Here is a 16,894-nt window from a genome sequence, read left to right as displayed (position 1 = left end):
TCACTGATATGTTGTACGATAAATCCCTTGAGAGGGACAACTGTGGTTTCGGCCTAATCGCCCACATAGAAGGCGAACCTAGCCATAAGGTAGTGCGTACCGCTATACACGCACTGGCCCGCATGCAACACCGTGGTGCGATACTTGCTGATGGCAAGACCGGCGACGGTTGTGGCTTGTTGTTACAAAAACCGGATCGTTTTTTCCGGATGGTCGCTGAAGAACGCGGATGGCGTTTGGCCAAAAACTATGCCGTCGGCATGATGTTTCTCAGTCAGGACGAAGAACTCGCCAAGGCAAGCCGCCGCATTGTAGAAGAAGAATTGCAAAACGAAACGCTGTCGATTATCGGCTGGCGTGAAGTGCCGACCAACCCGGATGTTCTCGGTGAAATTGCCCTCTCCTCCCTGCCTCGGATTGAACAGATTTTTGTGAACGCCCCTGCTGGCTGGCGTCCACGTGATATGGAACGCCGCCTGTTTGTGGCGCGTCGCCGTATCGAAAAGCGTATTTCAGAAGATAAAGATTTCTACGTGTGTAGTTTCTCTAATCTGGTGACGATCTATAAAGGCTTATGTATGCCTGCGGATCTGCCACGCTTCTATCTTGATTTGGCTGATCTGCGTATGGAGTCGGCAATCTGCCTGTTCCACCAGCGCTTCTCAACCAATACCGTGCCACGCTGGCCACTGGCTCAGCCGTTCCGTTATCTGGCCCACAACGGTGAAATCAATACCATCGCCGGTAACCGCCAATGGGCGCGCGCGCGTGCTTATAAATTCAAAACGCCATTAATCCCTGATTTGCAGGATGCGGCTCCTTTCGTCAATGAGACCGGCTCTGACTCCAGTTCACTGGATAACATGTTGGAACTGTTCCTCAGTGGCGGTATGGACTTGATCCGTGCCATGCGTCTGTTAGTGCCACCGGCCTGGCAGAACAACCCGGATATGGATACCGACCTGCGCGCCTTCTTTGACTTCAACTCCATGCATATGGAGCCGTGGGATGGCCCTGCCGGGATTGTGATGTCAGATGGCCGTTATGCCGCCTGTAACCTTGATCGTAATGGCTTGCGCCCTGCGCGCTACGTTATCACCAAAGATAAGCTGATCACCTGTGCCTCTGAAGTGGGCATCTGGGATTATCAGCCCGATGAAGTGATTGAAAAAGGTCGCGTCGGCCCTGGTGAACTGATGGTGATCGATACCCGCAGCGGTAAGATCCTCCATTCAGCCGAAACGGATAACGATCTGAAAAGCCGCCACCCGTATAAAGAGTGGATGGAGAAGAACGTTAAGCGTCTGGTGCCGTTCGAAGATCTGCCAGAAGATCAGGTGGGTAGCCGTCAGTTAGATGATTCGACGCTGGAAACCTATCAGAAGCAATTTGGTTACAGCAGCGAAGAGCTGGACCAAGTCATCCGTGTGCTGGGTGAAATTGGTCAGGAAGCCACCGGCTCAATGGGTGATGACACCCCATTTGCGGTGCTATCCAGCGGCCCACGTATTATTTACGATTACTTCCGCCAGCAATTTGCGCAGGTCACCAACCCGCCAATCGATCCGCTGCGTGAAGCACACGTTATGTCACTGGCGACCAGTATCGGTCGTGAAATGAACGTGTTCTGCGAAGCAGAAGGTCAGGCGCACCGGCTGAGCTTTAAATCGCCGATCCTGTTGTTCTCTGATTTCCAACAGCTAACCACGTTGGAAGGGGAACACTACCGGGCTGATCGTGTGGATCTGACCTTTGATCCTGCCGAAACTGACCTGGAACAAGCGGTTCTGAGATTATGTGAAGAAGCGGAGCGCAAAGTCCGTGACGGTGCCGTAATGCTGGTACTGTCTGATCGCGCCATCGCCCCTAACCGCCTGCCGATACCCGCGCCAATGGCTGTCGGCGCTATCCAGACTCGCCTGGTTGAGAAAAATCTGCGCTGCGACGCCAACATTATTGTTGAAACCGCCAGCGCCCGCGACCCGCATCACTTCGCCGTGCTGCTCGGTTTTGGTGCGACTGCGATTTACCCTTATTTAGCTTATGAATCATTGGCTAAATTGGTTGATAGCCAAGCGATTGATAAGAAGTATCGCGATGTGATGCTTAACTATCGTAATGGGATCAACAAGGGCCTATACAAAATCATGTCCAAAATGGGCATTTCAACTGTGGCCTCTTACCGCTGTGCCAAGCTGTTTGAAGCGGTTGGCCTGCATCGTGATTTGTCTAATCTCTGTTTCCAGGGCGTGGTCAGTCGTATCGGTGGAGCCAGCTTCAGTGATTTCCAACAGGATCTGCAAAATCTGTCTAAACGTGCCTGGCTGAAACGCAAGCCGTTGGATCAGGGCGGTTTATTGAAGTTTGTTCACAACGGTGAATACCATGCGTATAACCCGGATGTGGTCAGTACCTTACAAAAAGCGGTTCACAGTGGTGAATACAGCGATTATCAGGCTTATGCCAAGCTGGTTAATGAGCGCCCGGTTGCCACGCTGCGTGACCTGTTAGCCATTAAACCGCAAGGTACCCCGATCCCGGTGGATCAAGTGGAACCGGCTGAATCACTGTTCACGCGCTTTGATACGGCGGCAATGTCTATCGGCGCACTTAGCCCGGAAGCCCATGAGTCATTAGCTATCGCCATGAACAGTCTGGGTGGCTTCTCTAACTCCGGCGAAGGTGGCGAAGATCCGGCCCGTTACGGTACGAATAAAGTTTCTCGTATCAAGCAGGTGGCGTCTGGTCGCTTCGGTGTGACACCGGCATATTTGGTAAACGCCGATGTTATCCAGATCAAAGTGGCACAAGGTGCAAAACCAGGTGAAGGCGGCCAGTTACCGGGGGATAAAGTCACACCTTATATCGCCAAACTGCGCTATTCCGTACCGGGAGTGACATTGATCTCCCCACCACCGCACCATGATATTTACTCAATCGAAGACTTGGCACAGCTCATTTTCGACTTGAAACAGGTCAATCCGAAGGCTTTGATTTCAGTGAAACTGGTATCTGAGCCGGGCGTGGGTACCATTGCTACCGGTGTAGCGAAAGCTTATGCCGACCTGATTACCATTGCCGGGTACGACGGTGGTACCGGTGCCAGCCCGCTCTCTTCAGTGAAATATGCTGGCTGCCCGTGGGAGTTGGGATTAGTTGAAACGCAACAAGCGCTGGTTGCCAACGGCCTGCGCCATAAAATCCGCCTACAAGTAGACGGTGGCTTGAAAACCGGCGTTGATATTGTTAAAGCCGCGATTCTGGGTGCGGAAAGCTTCGGCTTCGGTACTGGGCCTATGGTGGCACTGGGTTGTAAATACTTACGTATTTGCCACCTGAATAACTGCGCCACCGGTGTAGCAACTCAGGATGAAAAACTGCGTCGTGACCATTATCACGGCTTGCCTGAACGTGTGGTTAACTACTTCCAGTTTATCGCGCGGGAAACCCGTGAAATCATGGCTGAGTTGGGTGTAAGCCAACTGGTTGATTTAATTGGTCGTACTGACATGTTGCTGGAACTGGATGGTATCTCAGCCAAACAGAACAAGCTGGATCTGTCGCCGTTGCTGAAAACCGCTACGCCACATCCGGGTAAGGCACTGTATTGTACCGAAAGTAATCCTCCGTTCGATAAAGGCGTACTGAACAAAGAGTTACTGTCACAAGCTGAACCACATATTGAAGCGAAACACAGCAAGACGTTCTACTTCGATATCCGCAACACTGACCGTTCCGTGGGTGCTGCACTGTCGGGGGCGATTGCCACTAAACATGGTGATCAAGGTCTGGCAACCGACCCAATCAAAGCATATTTCTCCGGTACTGCCGGTCAGAGCTTTGGTGTCTGGAATGCCGGTGGTGTTGAGCTAACCCTAACCGGTGATGCCAACGACTATGTCGGTAAAGGGATGGCCGGTGGCCGTATTGCAGTGCGCCCGCCTGTCGGCTCCAACTTCCGCAGCCATGAGGCCAGCATTGTCGGCAACACCTGTCTGTATGGCGCGACTGGCGGTAAATTGTTCGCCGCAGGACGTGCGGGTGAGCGTTTCGCCGTGCGTAACTCCGGGGCTATTACCGTTGTTGAAGGTATCGGCGATAACGGTTGTGAATACATGACCGGTGGTATTGTCTGCGTGCTGGGCCGCACCGGGATTAACTTCGGTGCAGGTATGACCGGCGGTTTTGCTTATGTTCTTGATGAAGATGGTGAATTCCGTAAACGTGTTAACCCTGAGCTGGTGGAAGTCCTGGATGTCGATCAACTGGCAATCCATGAAGAGCATCTGCGTGGGCTGATCACTGAGCATGTTCAGTTGACCGGTTCTAGCCGTGGCGAAGAAATTCTGGCTAACTGGCCAGAGTGGGTGACCAAATTTGCTTTGGTTAAACCGAAATCCAGCGACGTGAAAGCACTGTTGGGCCACCGTAGCCGTTCCGCAGCCGAGCTGCGGGTTCAAGCGCAGTAAGGGGTTGAAATGAGTCAGAATGTTTATCAGTTTATCGACCTACAGCGCGTAGATCCGCCGAAAAAGCCGCTGAAGATCCGTAAAATTGAATTTGTTGAGATTTACGAGCCGTTTTCAGAAACCCAGGCCAAAGCACAGGCAGACCGCTGCCTGTCTTGTGGTAACCCTTATTGCGAATGGAAGTGCCCGGTTCATAACTACATTCCTAATTGGCTGAAACTGGCCAACGAGGGGCGCATTATGGAAGCTGCTGATCTGGCCCACCAAACCAACAGCTTGCCGGAAGTGTGTGGCCGTGTGTGCCCGCAGGACCGTCTGTGCGAAGGCTCTTGTACCCTGAACGACGAATTCGGCGCGGTGACTATCGGTAACATCGAGCGCTACATCAGCGATAAAGCCATAGAGATGGGCTGGAAACCTGATATGTCGCATGTTCACCCGACCGGTAAACGTGTCGCGGTGATCGGTGCTGGCCCTGCCGGGCTGGCCTGTGCCGACGTATTAGCACGCAACGGCGTACAAGCCGTGGTATTTGACCGCCATCCAGAAATTGGCGGCTTGCTGACCTTCGGTATTCCAGCCTTTAAGCTGGAAAAAGAAGTGATGATTAAGCGCCGTAAAATCTTCTCCGAGATGGGTATCGAATTCCAACTCAATACTGAAATCGGTAAAGATATCACCATGGATGCTCTGTTGCAGGAGTATGACGCGGTGTTCCTCGGTGTCGGGACATACCAATCGATGCGCGGTGGTCTGGAAAATGAAGATGCATCGGGTGTCTATGATGCGCTGCCATACCTGATTGCCAATACCAAGCAGTTGATGGGCTTTGATGCAACCGCCCATGAGCCGTATATCAATATGGAAGGTAAGCGTGTCGTGGTGCTAGGCGGTGGTGATACCGCAATGGACTGTGTGCGTTCGTCAATTCGCCAAGGGGCTACCGATGTGGTGTGCGCCTATCGTCGTGATGAGGTCAACATGCCAGGTTCCAAGCGGGAAGTGAAAAACGCCCGTGAGGAAGGCGTTGAGTTTAAATTCAATCTGCAACCATTGAGCATTGAAGTTAACAGCAACGGCAAAGTCTGTGGTGTGAAGATGGTTCGTACCCAACTGGGCGCACCTGATGCACAAGGTCGTAGTGTGGCTGAGCAGATCCCAGGGTCTGAACATGTGCTGCCCGCAGATGCAGTCATAATGGCATTTGGCTTCCGCCCACACAGCATGGAGTGGTTGGCAGCACATGACGTGGCATTGGATAAACAGGGCCGTGTAGTCGCGCCTGAGAGCACTGATAATGCCTTCCAGACCAGTAACCCAAAAATCTTTGCCGGCGGCGATATCGTCCGTGGCTCTGATCTGGTGGTGACTGCCATTGCTGAAGGCCGCAAAGCCGCCGATGGCATCATGAATTATCTGGAAGTCTAACAGTAAAAGTATCCTGCCATAAACGTAACGCTAAAGGGCTGGTTATCCAGCCCTTTTTACTGTTTTTTTTCCACGCACATCCACTTCAGTTCAAGATTTTGTAACAATCTCAACCACCTTATTTGCAGCATTTTATAGCTGAGGCGCTATAGTAAAGGCCGAGTCCAAATAGGTTTTATGCTTTCTGTACTTATACTTTCTGTATCTATGCTTTTTGGCCTGACCTCATGGCCAGCCTTATTATTACGCCTTGTTTTAAATAAAGGATTATCTGTTATGAAATCTCACTTACTTTTTATTGCTGGCGGATTGCTGGCAATCAGCAGCAGTGCATTGGCTATGTCTTTGAATTATCAAGAAGTTGGTTACAATATTGAGGCGCGTGGTGCGCGCGCTGTGGTAGCCGAACTGGCAAAGGCTGGGCAACTGCCTGCGGTAGAGAATAATATTAAGCTGGGTGATGACAACTGGATTGCCATGGCCCCTAAACTGGCCGATGCCGGTAATGCAAATTTCACTGCTGGGGTGAAATCAGCACTCTCTTCTGCGCTGATTTATAACCCGGCAGCAGTATTAAAAGCGGTGAGCGACAGTAAATCACTGACATTATCAGAGATTTGTACCGCACCGGCAGATGTCAAAGACAGTGCTGCCAAAGCCAGCTTCCAACAACGCGCCACTCATACCTTATCGACTATCAGAAATAGCGATATGATGAGCCAGCGAGATAGCTGTCTGGCCGAGTTGAAAAAACTGTCTTAATGATTGGTTATTTGGCAGAAATAATAAGGGCGGCTAATGCCGCCCTTAATGGGTATGGTAACGCTTTGCGCAAGACAACAGAGTGGTTTGTTACTTAACAACCCGCAATGCTGGGCGACCACCGCTACGTGGCGGTTTTGGTGGCTCATCATCTGGTGAATGACTGTCGTCTTGTGACACCAGAGTATCACCCGTGACTAATGTCAGGTTCTCAGCCGATGCCGTCTCGCTGCCTTCCTCTTCGAAAGCCTCAAAATTACCATCGACATCAGAATCGTAAGCCTCTTCAGGCTCAAACATAGTGCCAGAACCGTTTTCACGCGCATAGATAGCCATTACTGCAGCCATCGGCACGGTAACTTGACGAGGAACGCCACCAAAACGGGCATTGAAACTTACCTCGTCGTTACCCAATTCCAAATTACCCACGGCACGTGGTGCTACATTCAATACAATTTGCCCATCACGAGCAAATTCCATCGGCACTGAAACACCCGGCCGGGTGACATCCACAACCAGATGCGGAGTCAGTTGATTATCAATCAACCACTCGTAAAATGCGCGCAACAGATAGGGACGGCGCGGAGACATATCCGACATCTCCATAACAATTAACCTCGGGTTTTCAGGTGCATTTCACGTTCAGCTTCAGTCAGAGAAGCCAGGAATGCATCACGCTCAAACACACGAGTCATATAACCTTTCAACTCTTTAGAGCCAGCACCGATTAACTCAATGCCTAATACTGGCAAACGCCACAATAGCGGAGCTAAATAGCAATCGACCAAACTGAATTCTTCGCTCATAAAGAAAGGCATTTCATTAAATACCGGCGCGATAGACAACAGAGCTTCACGTAGCTGTCTGCGGGCTGCTTCAGCTTCCTGTGCATTGCCTTGTTCGATCTTATGCATCAGGGAATACCAGTCTTTCTCGATGCGATTCATCATCAAACGACTGCTACCACGAGCAACAGGGTATACCGGCATCAACGGAGGGTGAGGGAAACGCTCATCCAAATACTCCATGATAATGCGGGATTCATACAGTGTTAGCTCGCGATCAACCAAAGTAGGGACGGTCTGGTAGGGATTGAGGTCAATCAGGTCCTGCGGCAGATTGCCAGCTTCAACCTGCTCAATCTCAACACTGACACCTTTCTCCGCCAGTACGATACGTACTTGATGGCTAAAAATGTCGGTCGGGCCGGAAAACAGCGTCATTACCGAACGTTTGTTGGCAGCGACAGCCATGAAAACCTCCAAGATTATCTAGAAAACAGTGCGAATAGCCCACGGTTAGGTTGCTATCCTGAGTCGTTTTACCGCCGGTTCGTCATCTCGACATCTGTTGCCGTAATAAGCCTTGGTCGAGATAGTCATTCAGCCAGGGAGATATACAGACACCAACAGTTCGCCGAACAGGCACAAAAGTGGGTGATAGTTTACCAGATTTTGCATGTTTTGTGGGGATGCTGCTACGATTTCGTGATTAATTGTTTATCAGACAACGGTTTAGCAACGAAAATATAATATGTGCTGTGGTGGAAAGGCGTTTTTCAGGCATAAAAAAACCCGGTGAGACACCGGGTTTTTACCATCAATCTGATGCCGTAAAGGCAAAAAATTAACGTTTGGAGAACTGTGGACGACGACGTGCTTTACGCAGACCCACTTTCTTACGCTCAACTTCACGCGCATCACGCGTTACGAAGCCAGCTTTACGCAGTTCACCACGAAGAGACTCGTCATATTCCATCAGTGCACGGGTGATACCGTGACGGATAGCGCCAGCCTGACCTGAAATACCACCACCTTTAACAGTGATGTACATGTCAAACTTGGTAACCATGTCTACCAGTTCCAACGGTTGATTAACTACCATGCGGGCAGTTTCACGACCGAAGTAAACTTCAAGGCTACGTTGGTTAATAACGATTTTACCGCTACCCGGCTTAAGAAAAACGCGTGCAGCAGAACTTTTGCGGCGACCAGTGCCGTAGTATTGATTTTCAGCCATTGCCATAATCCCGATTAAATGTCCAGAACTTGCGGTTGCTGCGCCGCATGATTGTGCTCAGTACCCGCGTAAACTTTCAGTTTACGATACATTGCACGACCCAGCGGACCCTTCGGCAGCATGCCTTTAACCGCGATTTCAATCACACGCTCAGGACTGCGGGCAATCATCTCTTCAAAGGTCGCTTGCTTGATACCACCGATATGACCGGTGTGACGGTAATAAATCTTGTCTGTACGCTTGTTACCGGTTACGGCAACTTTTTCTGCGTTCAGAACGATGATGTAATCACCAGTATCAACGTGCGGGGTGTATTCCGCTTTATGCTTGCCGCGTAAGCGACTAGCCAGTTCAGTAGCGAGGCGACCTAAGGTCTTACCGCTCGCGTCAACAACATACCAGTCGCGTTTTACAGTTTCTGGTTTAGCTGTGAAAGTTTTCATTATAAAAGCTTACCCAATTAATAAGTTACACGTTGGTGAACACCCAAACGTTCAAAAACAGTTGAGGCTCACACGACCATCAGTCCAGCAAACCTACCCCTTCGAATAGCCAATGCCGGCACTATCAAAGTTTTTGGGAAAAAAACTTTGTTGTAACGTGGGGTCGCAAGATTATAGAGAAGTCGACGTTAAAGATCGAACTGTTTTTGACGAGAAAGGTATAAATTAAACATGTTAAGTTAGGGCGAAGGAAAATCGCCCACCACAGAATAGCATTTTAGCGGGTCAGAAGTGAATAACGGTTGTGCAGATTATCCCTATGGCAGATGCGGTAAAGAGAGATACTCTTCACTTTGCATCTCTTGTAACCGCGATAAACAGCGTTGATACTCAAATTTAAGGCGCTCGCCGCAATAAATATCAAACATTGATACTTCTGCCGCAATAATCAATTTTACCCGCCGTTCATAAAATTCATCCACCAGTGCCAGAAAACGCCTGGCAGTATTCTCATCGCGCGTCTCCATACGGTGGACGTTGTGCAGTAACACCGTGTGATAGAGCTTGGACAGAGCAATGTAATCCAACTGGCTGCGGGCTTCTTCACATAATGTATGGAAATCCACCGCCAAAACGCCTTGGGCTGAGCAAATAGCAGGCAATGGCCGATGGTTGACTTCCAGTATTGGCGCCCGCTCCCCCTCTTTACCGGCCAGTTTGATAAAAATATCGTCCATCGCCTGTTCAGTTTGTGGATTCAATGGCGTCAGGTAAAGATTTGCCTGAGTCAGGGTACGCAAGCGATAGTCAATGCCGGCATCGACGTTCATCACATCGCAATACTGTTTAATCAATTCAATGGCTGGCAAGAAACGGGCACGCTGTAACCCATTATGATACAAATTATCCGGCGGAATATTGGAGGTGGCAACCAGCGTGATACCTCTGGCAAAGAGTGCCTCCAGCAATGTCGCCAGTAACATGGCATCAGTAATATCCGAGACAAAGAACTCATCAAAACACAGCACATCAGTCTGTGTTTTGAAACCGTCGGCAATAATTTCCAATGGATTTTCATGGCCTTGCAACTCGGTCAGTTCTTGGTGTACCCGCAACATAAAACGATGAAAGTGCAGCCGAAGCTTGCGCTCGCCCGGCAAACTGTGGAAAAACAGATCCATCAGCCAGGTTTTACCCCGCCCAACACCGCCCCACATATATAGCCCCTGGGCTGGGCGAATCGAGGCCCGTGGTGCTGCACGGCCAATCAAACGGTTCAATCGCCCACGCAGACTGGTGTTCACAGGCCGTGCGCTCTGACGTTGGTTTAGTTCCTGATAAAGTGTGTCCAGCCGTGCTACTGCACGCCGTTGTACCTCATCCGGTTGATAGTCGCCAGCAGCGAGTGCCTGCTGGTAAAGTGCTGTAGGTGTAGTTGGTTGCATGTTTATCAACAATCCCTGATAAAATAGTTATCTACTTTTTGCGGTACTTTATTGCTGATTTATCGGGCAATCGCCGCATTTACCGACACTGTCACTGCGAAGAAAGCCTGATAACCATAAGCAAAGTTGTATCAGGATTCCACTCAGACAAGGTTAACGGTTATAGTGGGTATTATTAAGTGAAAAAGTCCTGCTGAACAATGAAGTCAAAAAAGGAGTCACCATGACCTGGGAGTATGCGCTTATTGGGTTGGTTGTTGGTATCGTGATTGGCGCGGTAGCTATGCGCTTTGGCAACCGCAAATTGCGTCAGCAGCAAGTGCTGCAAAATGAGCTGGAGAAGAGCAAAACAGACTTGGAAGAGTACCGTCAGGAACTGGTTGGGCATTTCGCCCGCAGTGCTGAGTTGTTGGATAATATGGCTCGCGACTATCGCCAGCTTTATCAGCATATGGCGAAAAGCTCCAATAATTTATTACCGGACTTGCCACTGCAAGATAACCCGTTCCGCTACCGTCTGACTGAATCTGAAGCCGATAACGATCAGGCACCGGTTAAAATGCCACCTCGGGATTACTCTGAAGGCGCATCGGGGTTATTACGCCCGGAGCATCAGACCCGCGATTAAGCACGCGCTTAGCTATCATACTGACTACGGTGGGGTGTTCCTCATACTGCCGTAGTCAGCACATTTACACTTCTATACTTACCTCTCCTTGAATTGCTTCATAGCGAACCTTATATCAAGCATATCTTAGGATGCTTATATTTAGGACAGCAGTAGCCTTTTGAAATAAGTGAATTTTTTAGCTTAGCCAGAGTCTTAATTTGCAACGGGCCTGTAACAGCCATCCATCCTATTCATTCACCGTTAGGTATTGAGAGAGTTTAAATCAATGAAGAAAAAGTCATTACTTCTTAGTGCGCTGGCATTGAGTGTCGGCTTAGGTCTCGCGTCTGTTCCAATGGTGAACGCAGCAGCTCTCCCAGCGGCAGTAGCCGGGCAGGCAGTCCCTAGCCTGGCACCGATGCTGGAAAAAGTTTTGCCCGCCGTCGTCAGTGTTCATGTTTCAGGAACACAGGTACAGCAGCAACGTTTACCAGAAGAGTTCAAATTTTTCTTTGGCCCGAATGCGCCAACCGGTAAAGAAAGCAACCGCCCATTCGAGGGGTTAGGTTCTGGCGTTATCATTAATGCCGAAAAAGGCTACGTACTAACGAATAATCACGTTATCAATAATGCGGATAAAATTCGTGTTCAGCTCAATGATGGCCGTGAATATGATGCGAAACTGCTTGGACGAGATGAACAAACCGATATCGCGTTATTGCAGTTAACCGATGCCAAAAATCTGACTGCGATTAAAATGGCCGACTCCGATAACCTGCGGGTGGGGGATTTTGCCGTTGCTGTTGGTAATCCATTTGGCTTGGGGCAAACAGCCACCTCCGGGATTATTTCAGCCTTGGGGCGGAGTGGCTTAAATCTGGAAGGATTGGAAAACTTTATCCAGACAGATGCCTCCATCAACCGGGGTAACTCTGGTGGTGCACTGGTTAACCTCAATGGCGAATTGATTGGGATTAACACCGCAATCTTGGCCCCAGGCGGCGGCAATATTGGTATAGGTTTTGCTATTCCAAGTAACATGGCACAGAGCCTCAGTCAGCAGTTGATTGAGTTTGGCGAAGTAAAACGCGGGCTGTTGGGGATTCGTGGCAGCGAAATGACCGCTGACATGGCAAAAGCCTTTAATATTGATGCTCAGCGTGGTGCTTTTGTCAGCGAAGTGTTGCCAAAATCAGCCGCTGCTAAAGCGGGTATCAAAGCCGGTGATGTGCTGGTTTCCGTGGAAGGTAAACCAATCAGTAGTTTTGCTGAGTTGCGCGCCAAAGTGGGTACCACAGGGCCAGGTAAAGCCATTAAAGTTGGCTTGCTGCGCGATGGGAAGCCGCTTGAAGTTACCGTAACACTGGAAAACAGCAGCCCGACATCAACCAGTGCAGAAACCTTATCAGCCTCATTGCAGGGCGCATCCCTGAGCAATGGCGAAATTAAAGGTGGCAGCAAGGGGATCAAAGTTGAGAGCGTGACCAAAGGCTCACCTGCTGCGCAATCTGGTTTACAGAAAGATGATGTAATTATTGCGGTAAACCGTGTCCGGGTTCAGGATATTACTCAGTTGCGTAAAGCTCTTGACGCAAAACCGGCGGTAATTGCACTGAATATTGTGCGTGGTGAAGAGAATATTTACCTGTTAATACGCTAATTTGCAGAAAAATCGGACACAGCACAATGCTGTGTCCGCCAAACTCATGCTATCCTCCTGTCATCTATTCATTTACGCCTTACACCTCATGTTTCTTAAGCTATTGCGTTCTATTATTTTGGGGCTAATTGTTGCCGGTCTATTGCTGGTCGCAATGCCTATGCTCCGTAGCCCAGGCCATTTCTTTTCCGGCAAGAGCGATAGCATAAGTGAAGAAGTTCCCGCCAGTTATAACCAGGCAGTGCGCAGAGCCGCTCCTGCGGTGGTTAATGTGTATAACCGTAGCCTAAGCTCTACCCAAGATGGGCTAGCTATTCGCACATTGGGTTCTGGCGTTATCATGAGTGATAAGGGATATATCCTGACCAACAAGCACGTTATCAATAATGCTGAACAGATCATTGTGGCGCTACAAAATGGCCGTATATCTGAGGCGTTGCTGGTTGGCTCCGATGGCTTAACTGATTTAGCAGTACTCAAAATTGATGCCGTAAACCTACCCGTGATCCCAATTAATATTAATCGTGCACCCCATATCGGTGATGTAGTGCTGGCAATTGGTAATCCTTATAACCTTGGTCAGACCGTCACCCAAGGGATTATCAGCGCCACTGGGCGTATTGGTTTAAGTGATTCTGGGCGGCAAAACTTCCTTCAAACCGATGCCTCAATCAATCAGGGCAATTCTGGCGGTGCGCTGGTAAATACCTTGGGCGAGCTGATGGGGATTAACACCCTGTCCTTCGATAAGAGCAGTAATGGCGAGACACCGGAAGGAATTGGTTTTGCAATTCCGACAGCGCTCGCGACCAAAGTGATGGAAAAACTTATCCGTGATGGGCGAGTGATACGCGGCTATATCGGAGTTACCGGTGAAGAATATCCCCCCTTCAATGCCAGCGGTAATAGTACGGATCGAGTACATGGGATTAAGGTTAATGACATATCAGCCCGTGGCCCGGCGGTAGATGCCGGTCTGCAAATTGGCGATATCATTCTTAGTGTTAATAATAAACCTGCGGCATCCGTCATCGAAACTATGGATCAGGTAGCAGAAATCCGCCCTGGGACCACCATCCCCATCTTATTTTTACGTAACGGTCAGCAAATGACGGCACAAATCACCATCAGCGAGCTAGATCAAAATGCCGTGTTAGGCCATCAGGCAACATCGCAACCGTAATAGTCATATTGAGATTCGGGCAAGAAAGGCAGCGAACAGCTCTTGAGCCGACAGGGAAGAAGCGTTTAGCCATAAAAAATGCCAGCACGATATCATCGGCTGGCATCTGTTTTTCTGGCGTTTTAGCGGGTTTACTCGCCTTTTATACGCTCAATCTTGGCACCCAGTGCACGCAGTTTATCTTCAATACGTTCGTAGCCACGGTCGATATGATAAATACGATCAACAATAGTTACCCCGTCAGCAATACAGCCCGCTAATACCAAACTGGCTGAAGCACGCAAATCAGTGGCCATCACCTGAGCACCTGACAGTTGCTCAACACCATAACAAATCACGGTATTGCTCTCGATTTCTGCATGTGCGCCCATACGGATAAGCTCAGGCACATGCATGAAGCGGTTCTCAAAAATAGTCTCGGTGATAACACCTGTCCCTTCAGCCACCAAATTCAATAAGCTGAATTGAGCTTGCATATCTGTTGGGAAACCAGGGTGCGGTGCGGTGCGCAACGTAACCGCCTTTGGGCGCTTCCCGTGCATATCAAGGCTTATCCAGTCGTCACCTATTTCAATATCAGCACCCGCTTCACGCAGCTTAGCCAATACCGCATCCAGCGTATCAGGGCGAGTTTGACGGCAGACAACCTTACCGCCAGAGATAGCCGCTGCAACCAGGAAGGTACCGGTTTCAATGCGGTCAGGCAGCACACGATAAACACCACCACCCAGGCGAGCAACGCCCTCAATGGTAATCCTGTCAGTACCTGCGCCACTGATTTTCGCACCCAGCGTATTGAGGAAATTAGCCGTATCGACAATTTCCGGCTCACGGGCCGCATTTTCAATCACGGTGGTGCCTTCAGCCAATGTGGCAGCACTCATAATGGTAACAGTCGCGCCAACGCTAACTTTATCCATTACGATATGCGCGCCTTTCAGACGACCATCGACGGAGGCTTTAACATAGCCCTCTTCCAGCTTGATTTCAGCACCCAGTTGTTCCAAACCGGAAATATGCAAATCAACCGGCCGCGCGCCGATAGCGCAACCGCCGGGTAAAGAGACCTGGCCTTTGCCAAAACGGGCAACCAGCGGCCCCAGCGCCCAAATAGAGGCACGCATGGTTTTGACTAAATCATAAGGGGCACAAAACTCATTCACACCGCTGGCATCAACAAAAACTGAACCAGAGTTATCACGTTCAATTTTTGTGCCTAATTGGCTGAGCAGCTTAATAGTGGTATCAATGTCTTTTAGCTTTGGGACATTTTGCAACTCTACCGGGTCTTCAGCCAGCAACGCGGCAAACATTATTGGCAATGCGGCGTTTTTCGCACCGGAAATAGTGACTTCACCGCTTAGGCGAGTCCGCCCCTGCACTCGAAATTTATCCATTGTGACCACTCTCTGTTATCAATTCGAATTTACTGCCCGCCTTAGAACTGTTGATGCTTCGTTAAACAGCTCACGGGCCAACAGCATTAAAAGCCGTTTAGTTTGCGATCCCGTTGCCACTCTTGTGGCGTATAAGCCTTAATCGATAAAGCATGAATACGGTTATCAGCGATATATTCCATCAACGGCGCATACACAGCCTGCTGTTTTTTCACCCGGCTCATATCGGCAAATAACTCACCGACAGCAATCACCTGAAAGTGGCTACCATCACCGGTAACATGCGCTTCTTGTAATGCTAATGCTTGCATCAGCACGTCTTTAATTTCGTTAGTATCCATAAGATTCATTCTATTTTAAGAGGATCGTTATTTTTAAGGTAAGCATAGCCAGCCAAACATATTAGTGGAATACGGCGTGCTCCGAAACTAAAGAAAAGCCCCTGTTTCGTTGTTACGCACAGGGGCCTTTGAATATCTTTGGCTTTTAGCTTTTGGTATAGGCGACACAGAAAGCCGCCAGCTTAACTAACGAGCCATTTCCACTGGAATTATCTGCTGAAGGTTGTACAGCTCAATCAGTGTAGATAGCCGGTCACTGACACCGGTAATCATTAGTGAGACACCTGGCTTGCTTTGAGGTTCATGAAGAAAATGCAATTCACGAAAGTGCACCAGCAATGCCAAGCCTGATGAATCAACACGCTGTAATTGGCTGACATCAATACGCGTCTTACCCGCCAACAACGCCTCACGCTGCTGCCAAAGTGGTAGCAGCGTTTCACGATCCAGTTCACCTTGCAGTACCAGCGTTTCGTGCTCAGAGTGCCAGCTTAGTTTATCTGCCATAATTATTTTTTATCTAACGTAATAGGCTGTTTCGCGGCGATCAACAACTGCTTAGTCAGGCCATCAACCCCTTGCTGACGCAGGATAGAAGCCCACTCATTTTGCTTGGTGCTAATCATGCTCACCCCTTCGGCTATCATGTCATACGCCTGCCAGTTACCGGTTTGGCTATTTTTACGCCATTGGAAGTCTAAACGCACCGGTGGGCGGCCGTTTGGATCAAGGATGGTCACGCGGATAGCAATAATATTGGCATCACCCAGCGGTTGGTCTGGTGCTACATCGTAAGTTTGGCCGTGGTACAGTGCCAATGCCTGACCGTATGCTTGTTCCAGATATTGACTGAAAGCATTGAAGTACGCTTCGCGTTGCGCAGGGGTTGCCGCTTTATAATAGCTGCCCAGAACCAACGCACCGGCATATTTGATTTGGACAAATGGCAACAATTCTTCGCGTACGATGGTGCGCAGGTAGTCCGGGTTCTGTTTGATCTTAGGCTGTTCGTTTTTTAAGCGTGTAAATGTTCTTTGCGCAGCTTCATCCATCATCCGATATGGGTTTGTTTGATCGACAGCATTCGCCAGTGGGGCTACCACCAGCAACGCAACCATAAGTAAACGTTTAAACATT

The 16,894-nt window shown here is 49.4% G+C and carries 15 protein-coding genes; 6 read left to right on the top strand and 9 right to left on the bottom strand.

Features of this window, described 5'->3' with window-relative positions:
• The first annotated feature begins 8 nt into the window (after positions 1–8).
• The 3 genes from gltB to EL015_RS02375 all read left to right on the top strand — a co-directional run bounded on the left by gltB (position 9) and on the right by EL015_RS02375 (position 6,659).
• The gene (gene gltB / locus EL015_RS02385; RefSeq protein WP_032906960.1) at positions 9–4,469 is read left to right on the top strand and encodes a glutamate synthase large subunit; all 4,461 of its coding nucleotides are present in this window, start codon (positions 9–11) and stop codon (positions 4,467–4,469) included.
• Between the two features lie 9 nt (positions 4,470–4,478).
• Positions 4,479–5,897, top strand: a complete 1,419-nt coding sequence (locus tag EL015_RS02380) for a glutamate synthase small subunit (RefSeq protein ID WP_005188401.1) — start codon at positions 4,479–4,481, stop codon at positions 5,895–5,897.
• Between the two features lie 276 nt (positions 5,898–6,173).
• Positions 6,174–6,659 (top strand): hypothetical protein, encoded by a 486-nt coding sequence (locus tag EL015_RS02375; RefSeq protein ID WP_032906961.1) that lies wholly within the window; start codon positions 6,174–6,176, stop codon positions 6,657–6,659.
• 90 nt (positions 6,660–6,749) lie between these two features.
• Here EL015_RS02375 and sspB read toward each other — a convergent pair whose 3' ends face one another.
• The 5 genes from sspB to zapE all read right to left on the bottom strand — a co-directional run bounded on the left by sspB (position 6,750) and on the right by zapE (position 10,566).
• Complete coding sequence (gene sspB, locus EL015_RS02370; protein ID WP_005188405.1) at positions 6,750–7,265, bottom strand: ClpXP protease specificity-enhancing factor; 516 nt, start codon at positions 7,263–7,265, stop codon at positions 6,750–6,752.
• Positions 7,266–7,270: 5 nt separating this feature from the next.
• Positions 7,271–7,912 carry a stringent starvation protein SspA gene (gene sspA, locus EL015_RS02365; RefSeq protein WP_005188407.1) on the bottom strand — a complete coding sequence of 214 codons (642 nt, stop codon included), beginning with the start codon at positions 7,910–7,912 and terminating at the stop codon, positions 7,271–7,273.
• Between the two features lie 373 nt (positions 7,913–8,285).
• On the bottom strand, positions 8,286–8,678 hold the full coding sequence (gene rpsI / locus EL015_RS02355; protein ID WP_005162424.1) for a 30S ribosomal protein S9: 393 nt from the start codon (positions 8,676–8,678) through the stop codon (positions 8,286–8,288).
• A 14-nt stretch (positions 8,679–8,692) separates the two neighbouring features.
• On the bottom strand, positions 8,693–9,121 hold the full coding sequence (gene rplM / locus EL015_RS02350; protein ID WP_005188409.1) for a 50S ribosomal protein L13: 429 nt from the start codon (positions 9,119–9,121) through the stop codon (positions 8,693–8,695).
• Between the two features lie 317 nt (positions 9,122–9,438).
• On the bottom strand, positions 9,439–10,566 hold the full coding sequence (zapE, locus tag EL015_RS02345) for a cell division protein ZapE (RefSeq protein ID WP_005188413.1): 1,128 nt from the start codon (positions 10,564–10,566) through the stop codon (positions 9,439–9,441).
• A 223-nt stretch (positions 10,567–10,789) separates the two neighbouring features.
• On the opposite strand from zapE, the gene zapG reads away from it, so the two are divergent.
• The 3 genes from zapG (at position 10,790) to degS (ending at position 14,019) form a co-directional block, all read left to right on the top strand.
• Positions 10,790–11,194 carry a Z-ring associated protein ZapG gene (zapG, locus tag EL015_RS02340; RefSeq protein WP_004714934.1) on the top strand — a complete coding sequence of 135 codons (405 nt, stop codon included), beginning with the start codon at positions 10,790–10,792 and terminating at the stop codon, positions 11,192–11,194.
• A gap of 268 nt (positions 11,195–11,462) precedes the next feature.
• Positions 11,463–12,836, top strand: coding sequence for a serine endoprotease DegQ (gene degQ / locus EL015_RS02335; RefSeq protein ID WP_005188415.1), 1,374 nt, complete (start codon positions 11,463–11,465; stop codon positions 12,834–12,836).
• Positions 12,837–12,924: 88 nt separating this feature from the next.
• Entirely contained in the window at positions 12,925–14,019 is a 1,095-nt protein-coding gene (gene degS, locus EL015_RS02330; protein WP_005188417.1) for an outer membrane-stress sensor serine endopeptidase DegS, read from the top strand.
• Positions 14,020–14,150: 131 nt separating this feature from the next.
• Here the strand turns inward: degS and murA are convergent, their stop codons facing one another.
• From murA to mlaC, 4 genes are all read right to left on the bottom strand, one after another.
• Complete coding sequence (gene murA / locus EL015_RS02325; protein WP_005188420.1) at positions 14,151–15,416, bottom strand: UDP-N-acetylglucosamine 1-carboxyvinyltransferase; 1,266 nt, start codon at positions 15,414–15,416, stop codon at positions 14,151–14,153.
• An 86-nt stretch (positions 15,417–15,502) separates the two neighbouring features.
• Positions 15,503–15,757, bottom strand: a complete 255-nt coding sequence (gene ibaG, locus EL015_RS02320) for a BolA family iron metabolism protein IbaG (protein ID WP_004710915.1) — start codon at positions 15,755–15,757, stop codon at positions 15,503–15,505.
• 186 nt (positions 15,758–15,943) lie between these two features.
• Complete coding sequence (mlaB, locus tag EL015_RS02315) at positions 15,944–16,264, bottom strand: lipid asymmetry maintenance protein MlaB (protein WP_005188424.1); 321 nt, start codon at positions 16,262–16,264, stop codon at positions 15,944–15,946.
• Positions 16,265–16,266: 2 nt separating this feature from the next.
• On the bottom strand, positions 16,267–16,893 hold the full coding sequence (mlaC, locus tag EL015_RS02310) for a phospholipid-binding protein MlaC (protein ID WP_005188427.1): 627 nt from the start codon (positions 16,891–16,893) through the stop codon (positions 16,267–16,269).
• Position 16,894: the final 1 nt, after the last annotated feature.

It is taken from the genome of Yersinia intermedia (assembly GCF_900635455.1).
GTDB classification, from domain to species: domain Bacteria; phylum Pseudomonadota; class Gammaproteobacteria; order Enterobacterales; family Enterobacteriaceae; genus Yersinia; species Yersinia intermedia.
The sequence above is the reverse complement of the archived record's forward strand: the minus strand, read 5'-3'. Positions and strand labels throughout refer to the sequence as shown.

Coding starts and splice junctions, on each gene's coding strand:
- zapG (WP_004714934.1), top strand. CDS start 10,790: ATGACCTGGGAGTATGCGCTTATTGGGTTGGTTGTTGGTATCGTGATT.
- gltB (WP_032906960.1), top strand. CDS start 9: ATGTTGTACGATAAATCCCTTGAGAGGGACAACTGTGGTTTCGGCCTA.
- sspB (WP_005188405.1), bottom strand. CDS start 7,265: ATGGAGATGTCGGATATGTCTCCGCGCCGTCCCTATCTGTTGCGCGCA.
- zapE (WP_005188413.1), bottom strand. CDS start 10,566: ATGCAACCAACTACACCTACAGCACTTTACCAGCAGGCACTCGCTGCT.
- EL015_RS02375 (WP_032906961.1), top strand. CDS start 6,174: ATGAAATCTCACTTACTTTTTATTGCTGGCGGATTGCTGGCAATCAGC.
- rpsI (WP_005162424.1), bottom strand. CDS start 8,678: ATGGCTGAAAATCAATACTACGGCACTGGTCGCCGCAAAAGTTCTGCT.
- degS (WP_005188417.1), top strand. CDS start 12,925: ATGTTTCTTAAGCTATTGCGTTCTATTATTTTGGGGCTAATTGTTGCC.
- degQ (WP_005188415.1), top strand. CDS start 11,463: ATGAAGAAAAAGTCATTACTTCTTAGTGCGCTGGCATTGAGTGTCGGC.
- EL015_RS02380 (WP_005188401.1), top strand. CDS start 4,479: ATGAGTCAGAATGTTTATCAGTTTATCGACCTACAGCGCGTAGATCCG.
- sspA (WP_005188407.1), bottom strand. CDS start 7,912: ATGGCTGTCGCTGCCAACAAACGTTCGGTAATGACGCTGTTTTCCGGC.
- murA (WP_005188420.1), bottom strand. CDS start 15,416: ATGGATAAATTTCGAGTGCAGGGGCGGACTCGCCTAAGCGGTGAAGTC.
- ibaG (WP_004710915.1), bottom strand. CDS start 15,757: ATGGATACTAACGAAATTAAAGACGTGCTGATGCAAGCATTAGCATTA.
- rplM (WP_005188409.1), bottom strand. CDS start 9,121: ATGAAAACTTTCACAGCTAAACCAGAAACTGTAAAACGCGACTGGTAT.
- mlaC (WP_005188427.1), bottom strand. CDS start 16,893: ATGTTTAAACGTTTACTTATGGTTGCGTTGCTGGTGGTAGCCCCACTG.
- mlaB (WP_005188424.1), bottom strand. CDS start 16,264: ATGGCAGATAAACTAAGCTGGCACTCTGAGCACGAAACGCTGGTACTG.